The organism is Nocardia sp. 852002-51101_SCH5132738, from assembly GCF_001665695.1.
Lineage (GTDB): Bacteria > Actinomycetota > Actinomycetes > Mycobacteriales > Mycobacteriaceae > Nocardia > Nocardia nova.
This window is the reverse complement of the sequence record NZ_LZML01000202.1, coordinates 201274-211103: the sequence shown is the minus strand read 5'-3', so window position 1 is coordinate 211103 and position 9830 is coordinate 201274. Positions and strand designations below refer to the sequence as shown.

Sequence of the window (9830 nt, the reverse complement as noted above, 5' to 3'; positions counted from 1 at the left end):
ATGTCCCGCCGGTTCCCAGCCCGAACAACCCCTGCGCGATCTGATAGCCGTTGGTGTAATAGGTGGCCATCGGATCCTCCCAGACCCGCACCCGCACCCGCACGTGCGCGAACAGGTGATAGGCGACCACCGCGCCGACGGCGAACATCGCCACCCCGATCAGCAGCCACGACGCCCGCCCGGTCGCGATGTACACCATCGCCAGCACCGTGCCGAACACCAGCAGCGAGAACCCCAGGTTCTTCTCGTACACCAGTACCAGCACCGACACGAACGTCACCACCAGCAGCGGCCCCAGATCACGCAGTCGCGGCACCGTGAAACCCAGCACCCGCCGCCCGGCCGCGCCGAACAGATCGCGGTTGGCCACCAGGAACGCCGCCACGAAGATCAGCAGCAGCACCTTGGCGAATTCGCCGGGCTGAATCGAGAACCCGGAGAACAGGATCCAGCTCTTACCACCGTTGACCTCGCTGAAGCGAGCGGGCAGCACCGCCGGAATCAGCAATGCCACCACACCCGCCAGCCCGCACGTGTAGGCGTAGCGCGCAGGCTGCGTGTGATTGCGCACCACCACCAGCACGAGCGCGAACAACGCGATACCGGCTGCGGTCCAGATCAATTGGTGCGCGGCGTCCGAAGAGGGCGCGGCCGTCCCCTTGGCGGCGGCGCTCGCGGCCTCGGCCCGGTCGAGCCGGTCGATCAACACCAGCCCGAGACCGTTGAGCAACACCACGCACGGCAGGATCACCGGGTCGGCGTTGCCGGCGAACTGCCGCACCGCCAGGTGCGCCAGCAGCGTCAACGCGGCGAACACCAGCAACGACCACTGCAGCGATCGGCCGTCGTCACCCCCCGCGGCCGCGGACATGATCCACGCCGCGATCCCCACCACGACCACCGCCGCGGCACACAACGTCAATTCCGTACGCCGCGGCCGACCGCGCACGATCGGTCCCGACGACATCCCGGTCCGCAGCGCATTCATCGTGTCCAGTATGCGGATCCCCGCCGCCGCGCGCCGACCGGCCGCACCCGCCCGGATCGTCCCCGGTGCCCGGATGCGCGTGCGACCAGGCGTAACTGGCACGATGGGCGGGTGCATATCGCGTTCGGGGTTGTGGCCGTGCTCGCCGTGGCGGTCGCGCTGGCGGCGCTGGCCCGCCGGATCGGCATGGCCGAACCGCTGCTGCTCACCGTCGCCGGGGTCGTCGCCTCCTACCTGCCGTTCGTCCCGCAGATCGATATCGATCCGGAGTGGGTGCTGCTGGGCCTGCTTCCACCGCTGCTGTACACGGCCTCGATCAGCACCTCGCTGCTGGAATTCAAACCGAAGAAGGTCTCGATCACCCTGCTCTCGGTCGGGCTGGTACTGGCCACCACCTTCGCGGTCGCGGCGGTGGTGTGGCGACTGCTGCCGGTGCCGTTCGCGGCCGCGGTCGCCCTCGGCGCGATCGTCGCGCCGCCGGACGCGGTGGCCGCCATCGCGGTGGCCCGCCGGGTCGGGATGCCGCGGCGCATCGTCACCCTGCTCGAGGGCGAATCGCTGTTCAACGACGCCACCGCGCTGGTGGCGTTGCGCACCGCGATCGCGGCGATGGCGGGCAGTTTCAGCGTGTGGCAGGCCGGCGGCGACTTCGTCTACGCGGCCGCCGGCGGCGCGGTGATCGGCATCGCCGCGGCCGCGGTGCTGGTGTTGGTGCGACGCCGCATCACCGATCCGGTGCTGGACACGGGTGTGTCGCTGCTGGCGCCGTTCGCGGCCTATCTGCCCGCCGAGGCCGCGCACGCCTCCGGGGTGATCGCGGTGGTGGTGTGCGGTCTGATCCTGGGCCAGGGTGCCCCGGTGTGGCAGTCGGCGGCCTCGCGCGTCGCCGAGCGCACCAACTGGCGCACGATCCAATTCCTGTTGGAGAGCGCGGTATTCCTGCTGATCGGCCTGCAGGTGCGCCATATCGTCGACGACGCCTGGAACAGCGGGCTCGACCACGCCACCATCGTGTTCACCGCCCTCGCGGTGCTGGTCACCGTCATCGTGGTGCGCCCGATCTGGGTTTTCCCCGCCACCTACTTCTCGTGGTTCGTCGAAAGCCGCCCCCGCGGCAATCCCAAACCGGCGTGGACCGGTCCCGCGGTGGTGGCGTGGGCCGGGATGCGCGGCGTGGTCACCCTCGCCGCGGCCACCCTGCTGCCCGACGACACCCCGCAGCTGGCGACACTGAAACTGCTCGCCCTCGTCGTGGTCGGCGGAACGCTACTGCTGCAAGGTATTTCGCTGCCCGCGCTGGTGCGGCTGCTGCAACTGCGCGGTCCCAGCCGCGCCGAGGACGCCCTGCAGGAGGCCGCGCTGCTGCAGCAGGCCACCGCCGCCGGACTCGAGGCCCTCGACGACGCGGTCGCCCCCGAAACCCCACCCGAGGTGGTGGCGAGCCTGCGCGACCGGGTCGCGCGGCGCACCCACGCGGCGTGGGAGCAACTCGGGCGCGCGGAATCGGTGCGCGTCACCCCGAGCGGCGAATACCGGCGGCTGCGCCTGGTGATGCTGCACGCCGAACGCGAGGCGGTGCTGCGCGCCCGCGACGGCGGCGGTATCGATCACGAAGTCCTCGAGCAGGTGATGACCGCGATCGATCTGGAAGAGTCCACGATCGACCGGATCAGCGAGGCCGACGATGACGAGGCCGCCGGTCCGCTCGCGGCCCCGGTCTCCGGCGGCTGCGAACATCTCGTCGCCGCCCCGCACACCCACACCCCCGACCACCCGGACTACTGTTCCGAATGCGTCGCCGAGGGGCTGACGTGGGTGCATCTGCGCATGTGCCTGACCTGCGGGCATATCGCCTGCTGCGATTCCTCGGTCGGCAATCACGCCACCAAGCACTTCCACGCCACGACGCATCCGGTGATGCGCAGCGTGGAGCCCGGCGAGAAATGGCGCTGGTGTTATGTCGACGAAATCCTGGGCTGAACCCACCCGTTAGGCTCGGGAACGTGCGAACAGGTCAGGACTCCGCCGACAACGACACCCGCATCTGGGGTGGTACCACGCTCACCGAACGCCGCGAGGCGCGCCGGACCGCGTTGCTGGAGGCCGCGTTGGACCTGATCGGCGAGGCCGGCGCGGGCGCGGTCACCATGCGCGCGGTGTGCCGGCGCGCGGGCCTGACCGACCGCTACTTCTACGAAAGCTTCACCGGCCGCGACGATCTGCTCGACGTGCTCTACCGGCAGGTCGCCGACGACTTCCGCGAACCGATGACCTCCTTCGCCGCGGCCGCCGACCCCGACCGCGACCGCGAACTGGCGACGGTGCTGGTCGACAAGGTGCTGGCCGATCCCCGCAAATCGCGGCTGTTTCTGGTCGAACCGTATTCGAGCACCGGATTGGGCCAGACCACCATCGCGGTGATGCCGACGTTCACCCGGCTCATCCAGGATCACCTGTTCACCGATATCGGCGATCCGATGCGGCGGCGGATGGCGGCGGTCACCATGGCCTCGGGCAATGCCGGACTGTTCGCGGCCTGGCTCAACGGCTCCCTGCGCGCCGACCGCGAGCAGGTGGTGAACCATCTGGTCGCGGTGATCGGGGCCTACCGGTCGATGTATCGCGACTGACTCCCGCCCCGGCGCCGATGATTTCCGGGCGCGGCTGCCGTCTGTCTCGGTGAGAGCCGGGTCCGGCGCGAGAGCCGAAGGAGCGAACAGATGGCGACAGTGGTGTGCGGGGCGAGCATGTCCCTCGACGGATATATCGCCGGGCCGGACGAGTCCGGATTCGAGCATCTGTTCGCGTGGTACGAGGCCGGCGACCGAACCTACCCCAGTACCCATCCGGAGGTGCGGTTCTCGCTGACCGACGTCGACTACGACCATGTCAGCGCCTACCTCGACGCGGTCGGCGTGTTCGTGGTCGGGCGCCGGCTGTTCGACCTCACCGACGGCTGGGGCGGCGTGCATCCGTTCGACCGGCCGATAGTCGTTGTCACCCACCACATTCCGCAGGAATGGATCGACTCCCATCCCGGGGCGCCGTTCACCTTCGTCACCGACGGTATCGAGGCCGCCGTCGAGCGCGCCGCCCCCCTCGCCGGCGGCCGGGCGGTGGGCGTCAACGGCGGCACGATGGCGCGCCAGGCGCTCGAGGCCGGACTGCTCGACGAGATCTGGATCGATCTGGTGCCGGTGCTGCTGGGCGGCGGCACACCGATGTTCGATCATCTCGGCGCCGCACCGCAGCTGCTGGAGGATCCGGTCGTCCTGGCGGGCAGCCGGGTCACCCACCTGCGTTATCGGGTGCGCCGCTGAGTGCCGGGGTGCGGCTGCTCGGTATCCGGTGCCGGGCCGGGGCGGCCCAGATCGGCCGTGGGTGCCTCACCCAGGCGCGCGGCCATCCCGTCCAGGACACAGACCAGCCCGAAGTCGAATGCGAGCGCTCGCGCGACTTCCGGATCCTGCGGTAGCGCGTCGCGGTAGTCGGCTCGCAGTTGCGGGTAGTCCGCGGCCAGCTGGTCCATCGAGGCGAGCACCGATTGGTGGTCGACCTCACCGCCGACGGCCTTGCGGTACGTCAACTCCGGAATCACCTGTCCCAGAATGAAACTCATCACCAGGGCGCTGGCCAGATAGACGTCGGTGCCGTCGAATCCGGCCCGCAGGCAGGTGCGGCGCAGCCGGTCGGTGAGCGCGAAGGCGTTGGGGCCGACACTGGGCAGCTGCCCGAGCAGACTCGCCGCCCACGGATGGGAGCGGATCGTGGCGCGCAGGCTGTAGGCGAAGGTGGTGAACACCTCCCGCCAGCTCGTGCGGTCGGGATCGGGGATCTTGACCAGGCCCCAGACCTCGTCGAGCGCCAATTCCAGCAGTTCGTCCTTGTTGGCCACATACCAGTAGAGACTGGTCGCGCCGGCATTGAGGCGGGCGCCGAGTTTGCGCATGCTCAGCGCCTCGAGGCCGTCGGCATCGAGCAGTTCCACAGTGGCCGCGACGATCTGTTCGCGGGTCAGCCCCGACCTCCTGGGCGGGCGGGCCTGCCGCGTCCACACCGAGCTGAACGGTTTGGTCACGGCACCACTGTAATTGCCTCGCACACTGTTCGAGTTTATCGTACGCTGCTCGAGTGGAATCGAACACTGTACGAGAACCCGCGGAGACGACCCCGCGCGATCCCCGCCGCTGGTGGATCCTGGGCGTGCTCTGCCTGTCCCTGCTGGTGCTGATGATCGACGGCACCGTCCTCAACCTGGCCATTCCGTCACTGATCCGGGAACTGGGCGCGAGCCCCTCCGACATCCAGTGGATCCTCGACGCCTACGTCCTCGTCTTCGCCGGACTCCTGCTCACCGCCGGCAGCCTGTCCGACCGGTTCGGCCGCCGGCGCATGCTCATCACCGGACTCGCGGTATTCGGCGCGGCGTCACTGCTGGCCGTCCTGGCCGACGAACCGTGGCAGGTGATCGCCGCCCGCGCCGCCATGGGCGTCGGCGGATCGCTGCTCATGCCCTCGACACTGTCGATCCTGATGACGACCTTCGAGGAGGACGAACGCCGCAAGGCGATGGCCGGCTGGTCCACGGTGTCCATGGTCGGCATCGTGCTCGGCCCCACCCTGGGCGGCTTTCTGCTGCAGCACTTCTGGTGGGGGTCGGTCTTCCTGCTCAACATCCCCGTCGCGATCGTCGCGATCATCGCCGCGGTGGTACTGATGCCCGAAACCTACGGGCAGCAACGCCCCGTCGACCTGGTCGGGGTGCTGCTGTCGATCGCGGCGCTCACCGCGACCGTCTACGTGATCATCGAACGCGAATGGAACATCCCCGTCATCGCACTCGCGGTGGTGGCCGCGGCCGGATTCACCTACTGGGAATACCGCTCCCCGCATCCGATGCTGCCGCTGGCGGTGTTCCGCAATCGCGACTTCACCGGCACCTGCCTGACGCTGCTGCTGATGGTGTTCGGCATGGGCGCGGTGATGCTGATGCTCACCCAGTACCTGCAGTTCGTCCTCGGATACGGCCCGATGAAAGCCGGGCTGGCACTGCTGCCGTACGCCGTGGCCGCGACGGTGTGCAACGGACTGGGCGCCACGCTCGGCAAGACGCTGAGCAACAAGACCCTGATCGTCGCGGGCTTGGCGGTGATGGCGGGGGCTTTCGTCATCCTCGCCAACGCCGACAGCTACGCGTGGGTGCTGGCCTCCATGCTGGTGATGGGTATCGGCGGCGGTCTGGCCGGTCCCGCGGCCTATGCCGCGATCATGAGCGCGATCCCGCTCGAACACGCCGGTGTCGGCTCGGCGATGAACGACACCATCCAGCAGGTCGGAATGGCGGTCAGCATCGCGGTGCTCGGCAGTGTGCTGGCAGGCGTGTTCACCTCGCACATGCCCGCCGATGCCCCCGACGCGGCGCGCGAGAACATCGGCAACGCCTTCGCCCTCGGCTTCGGCGAACCGGCCAAGTCGGCGTTCACCACCGCCATGTCCTACGGAGCATGGATCAGCGCCGGTTTCAGTCTCGCGGCCGCCCTGCTGGGCCTGATCCTGCTGCGACACCGCGCGGCGCAACCGGCTGCGCAACCCGAACCGGCGCAGGCGAGCTGAGCGCGGTCACGCCACGGCACGCGGATCGGTCCCCACGGCACGCGCGGGGACCGATACCGTTGGGCGCAAGGCATTGTCGGGCAGCCACCGGGAGAACCGTTCCACCACTTCCAGCGCGCCCAGCCCCACGTATCCGGCCAGCACGCTTTCGGCCAGCGTCATATCGTCCTCGGGCAAACCGTAGACCGAGACGAGCAGACCTAGCCGCGGTCCCGACGCGAGCACCGCGCGGCCCGAGCCCGGCAGAGCCGTCTCCTCGACCAGCGCCGGACATCCCGAATGCAGTACGAGTGCGGCCTGCACTCCCAGCGACAAATCACGAATACGCGGACGATGGCCCGCCGCCGCGGCGCAGATCAGCGAGCCGGGCAGCAACTCGGCGCCGTCCAGATACCCCGGCTCGACGGCGCGCCAGCGCTGCACAGGCGGGAAATGATCGCAGTCCGGGCGACCCGACCAGCGGCGATACGCCCGTTCCAGCAGCACCTCGGTCGCGTCCCGGCAACCGGACTCGTTCACGACCACGGCCCGCATCCGCAGTTGCCGGCACCGCAGCCGATCGGGCCGGGCCCGTTCGATATCGGCGATACTCATAGCCCACCGCCACTGTCGAATTCGGAACGCAGGGATTTCGTCCGCACCGCGGCGACGCTGCGCACCCGCCCCGGGGCCGGAGTGTGGGCCCGCCGCCACGCCGAGACGAACAGGGCGAATCCGCCCGCCACAGCGATGATCACGGCGAGCATCGCCAGGACCAGCGGTGTCGTCGCCGCCGCGTCGGTGCGGCCCGCCCCGCTCGCGCGGATCAGCATCGCCGCGAGCAACGGACCGATCAGGGCGAGTCCGGCGCCGGTGAGCAGCAGGCCGCCGGTGGTCAACGCTTCCGGGGTCAGTGAGGCGCGAACGGGCGTGGCGGTTTTCGTACTCACCGATTCGGTTCGCGATCCCAGCAAACTCTTGCGCAACGGCATGACCGCCCCTTTCGTTCACCCGCTCGTCAGTGCATTTGAACTGGGAATTCAAACGTACAACTCGAAACGCCACGGGTTCATCCAAAGTGATCCAACTGTCACCGGAACGTTGGCAGCAATTCAGCAGCGACCAGTGTCGAGACGCCTCGGGCTACAGCGCGGAAACGACGCATGCCGCCCGGGCGGACCCGAAGGTCACGCCCGGACGGCATGCGGTGCGTTCGTGCATCCGGTGCACCAACGCGGTGGGCGAACGAGGGCTCGGCGGCCCTCGCCGGTCAGTGCCCCATCAGCACCGGTGCGTCGGCATCTTCCTGGGGCAGTTTCGGTTTGGAGCGCGGCAGGAACGCCGCCGGGATCAGCGTCACCAGAACCAGCACCAGGGCGACGATGTAGGTGTGTGCGTAGGCGGTCGCCGCTTGGTCGAAGCCGGTGTCGAGTTGCTCGGGCGGCACCTTCTGCGCGATGGTCGGATCGAACTGCGATCCGATCGCCGCCTGCGCCAGCGGTTTGTTCTCCAGCATGTTGGTCAGCAGCACCGACATGGTCGCCGTGCCGATCGAACCGGCCGCCTGGTTGACGATGTTCATCAGCGTCGAACCCCGGGCCACCTGTGCGTGGGTCAGCGTCTGGATCGCGGCGGTCATGGTCGGCATCATCGTGCAGCCCATGCCCAGCCCCATCACGAACAACGCCACACACATCAGCGGCAGCGAGGTGTCGGCCGAGAGCTGGGTGAAGAACAGCATGCTCACCGCGATGACGGTCAGACCGCTCATCACCACCTTGCCGGGGCCGATCTTGTCGACCAGCTTGCCGCCGATAGGCATCGTGACCATCGCGCCCAGACCCTGTGGTGCGATGAGCAATCCGGTCACCAGTGTCGACTTACCCTGCACCTGCTGCAGATAGCTGGGCAGCAGCAGGCCGGAGCCGAAGAACGCCACCGCGAAGAACACCGCGGTCAGTACGGCGAAGGTCAGCTGGCGATTGCGGAACAGATGCAGATCGATCAGCGGATGTTCGGTGCGCAGCGCGTGGAAGACGAAACCGACCATCAGCACCAGGCCGATCGCGGCCGGCACCAGCACCCGCGCCGAGGCCACCGTGTGCTGTTCGGGAATCGAGGACACACCGAACAGGAACAGCGCCAACCCCGGTGACGCGAGCAGCATCCCGAGGAAGTCGAACGATTCCGAGGGTTCGGGCCGGTCCGACGGCAGCACCACGACCGCCAGGATCAACGCCACCACACCCACGGGCAGGTTGATCAGGAAGATCCAGTGCCAGCTGAAACTGCCGATCAGCCAGCCACCGAGAATCGGCCCGAGAATCGGCCCCAGCAGCATCGGCACACCGAGGACCGCCATCACGCGGCCGATCCGCTGCGGTCCGGCCGCGTGGGTCATGATCGTCATACCCAGTGGCATCAGCATGCCGCCGCCGAGGCCCTGCACCACGCGGAAGGCGATGAGCGACTCGATGTTCCAGGCCGTGGAACACAGCACCGAGCCGAGAATGAAGAACGTCAGCGCCAGGATGTAGAGACGTTTGGTGCCGAATCGGTCGGCAGCCCAGCCCGTCAGCGGGATCACGCTGGCCAGGGCCAGGGTGTAGCCGGTCATCGTCCAGGCCGCGATGGCGTAGCTGGTGTCGAATTCGTGCTGGAACGTCGGCAGTGCGACGGTTACGACGGTCACGTCCAGGATCGACATGATCGCGCCGAGCACGACCACACCGGCTACCTTGAACACCGCGGCATCGAGTGTGTCGGAAGCGGGATCCGACGTCGCCGCAGGAATATCCGGAGGAGAGGTCACCGCTTCAGCCTGCCAGGTGACCGATCGCTTGACCAGCCCCCGTTCCCAGGGGAGGCCATATCGAAACCTCCGACTTTTCGCGCCCGATTCGCCCGTTCCCACCGTTATCTTGCCGCCCGCGGCGCGGTCCCGGCGCGCGCACTACATTGGTCTCCATCCGTTCATTCGTTGTCCGGCAAGGAGTTCCCCGCGATAGAAGACCCGGTACTCGGTTCGACCGGTAGGCTCACATCGCCGATCCGGGGCGCAGGCATGCTCGGGGAGGTCCTGGTCGCGATCAGAGGGGGCACCGAACTGTACATCGCGCGATCCACCGAACCCTTGGATGCCGGCACCACCGTACTCGTGGTCGAGGTGCATCCCGGCCGGATCGTCGATGTCGTCGAGTGGATCCCGCTGGATGTCGGACCGGGTGGGGATACAACGAAATAACAAGGG

10 protein-coding genes are annotated in these 9830 nt (G+C 68.3%); 5 read left to right on the top strand and 5 right to left on the bottom strand.

Going from position 1 to position 9830, the window contains the following annotated elements; all coding sequences use genetic code 11:
* Positions 1-988 (bottom strand): FtsW/RodA/SpoVE family cell cycle protein (locus A5789_RS32305; RefSeq protein ID WP_064927419.1); only part of this gene is annotated, 988 nt, incomplete at its 3' end.
* Between the two features lie 111 nt (positions 989-1099).
* Here A5789_RS32305 and A5789_RS32300 point away from each other — a divergent pair.
* From A5789_RS32300 to A5789_RS32290, 3 genes are all read left to right on the top strand, one after another.
* Positions 1100-2968 (top strand): Na+/H+ antiporter, encoded by a 1869-nt coding sequence (locus A5789_RS32300; protein ID WP_064907012.1) that lies wholly within the window; start codon positions 1100-1102, stop codon positions 2966-2968.
* A 23-nt stretch (positions 2969-2991) separates the two neighbouring features.
* Positions 2992-3618 (top strand): TetR/AcrR family transcriptional regulator, encoded by a 627-nt coding sequence (locus A5789_RS32295; protein ID WP_030514473.1) that lies wholly within the window; start codon positions 2992-2994, stop codon positions 3616-3618.
* Positions 3619-3708: 90 nt separating this feature from the next.
* Positions 3709-4308 (top strand): dihydrofolate reductase family protein, encoded by a 600-nt coding sequence (locus A5789_RS32290; RefSeq protein ID WP_063015086.1) that lies wholly within the window; start codon positions 3709-3711, stop codon positions 4306-4308.
* On the opposite strand, the gene A5789_RS32285 is transcribed toward A5789_RS32290, so the two are convergent.
* Positions 4290-5066: a TetR/AcrR family transcriptional regulator gene (locus A5789_RS32285; protein ID WP_051755675.1), complete on the bottom strand. Its 777-nt coding sequence runs from the start codon at positions 5064-5066 to the stop codon at positions 4290-4292. The genes A5789_RS32290 and A5789_RS32285 overlap by 19 nt on opposite strands.
* A gap of 53 nt (positions 5067-5119) precedes the next feature.
* Between A5789_RS32285 and A5789_RS32280 the strand changes: the two genes are divergently transcribed.
* Entirely contained in the window at positions 5120-6601 is a 1482-nt protein-coding gene (locus tag A5789_RS32280; RefSeq protein WP_064907011.1) for an MFS transporter, read from the top strand.
* Between the two features lie 6 nt (positions 6602-6607).
* Here A5789_RS32280 and A5789_RS32275 read toward each other — a convergent pair whose 3' ends face one another.
* The 3 genes from A5789_RS32275 to A5789_RS32265 form a co-directional block, all read right to left on the bottom strand.
* The gene (locus A5789_RS32275; protein ID WP_064907010.1) at positions 6608-7195 is read right to left on the bottom strand and encodes a hypothetical protein; all 588 of its coding nucleotides are present in this window, start codon (positions 7193-7195) and stop codon (positions 6608-6610) included.
* The gene (locus tag A5789_RS32270; RefSeq protein WP_064907009.1) at positions 7192-7572 is read right to left on the bottom strand and encodes a hypothetical protein; all 381 of its coding nucleotides are present in this window, start codon (positions 7570-7572) and stop codon (positions 7192-7194) included. Before A5789_RS32270 ends, A5789_RS32275 begins: the two co-directional genes overlap by 4 nt.
* 278 nt (positions 7573-7850) lie before the next feature.
* Positions 7851-9392, bottom strand: coding sequence for a DHA2 family efflux MFS transporter permease subunit (locus tag A5789_RS32265; RefSeq protein ID WP_064907008.1), 1542 nt, complete (start codon positions 9390-9392; stop codon positions 7851-7853).
* A gap of 252 nt (positions 9393-9644) precedes the next feature.
* Here A5789_RS32265 and A5789_RS32260 point away from each other — a divergent pair, with 252 nt between their 5' ends.
* On the top strand, positions 9645-9824 hold the full coding sequence (locus A5789_RS32260) for a hypothetical protein (protein WP_104362599.1): 180 nt from the start codon (positions 9645-9647) through the stop codon (positions 9822-9824).
* Positions 9825-9830 lie beyond the last annotated feature (6 nt).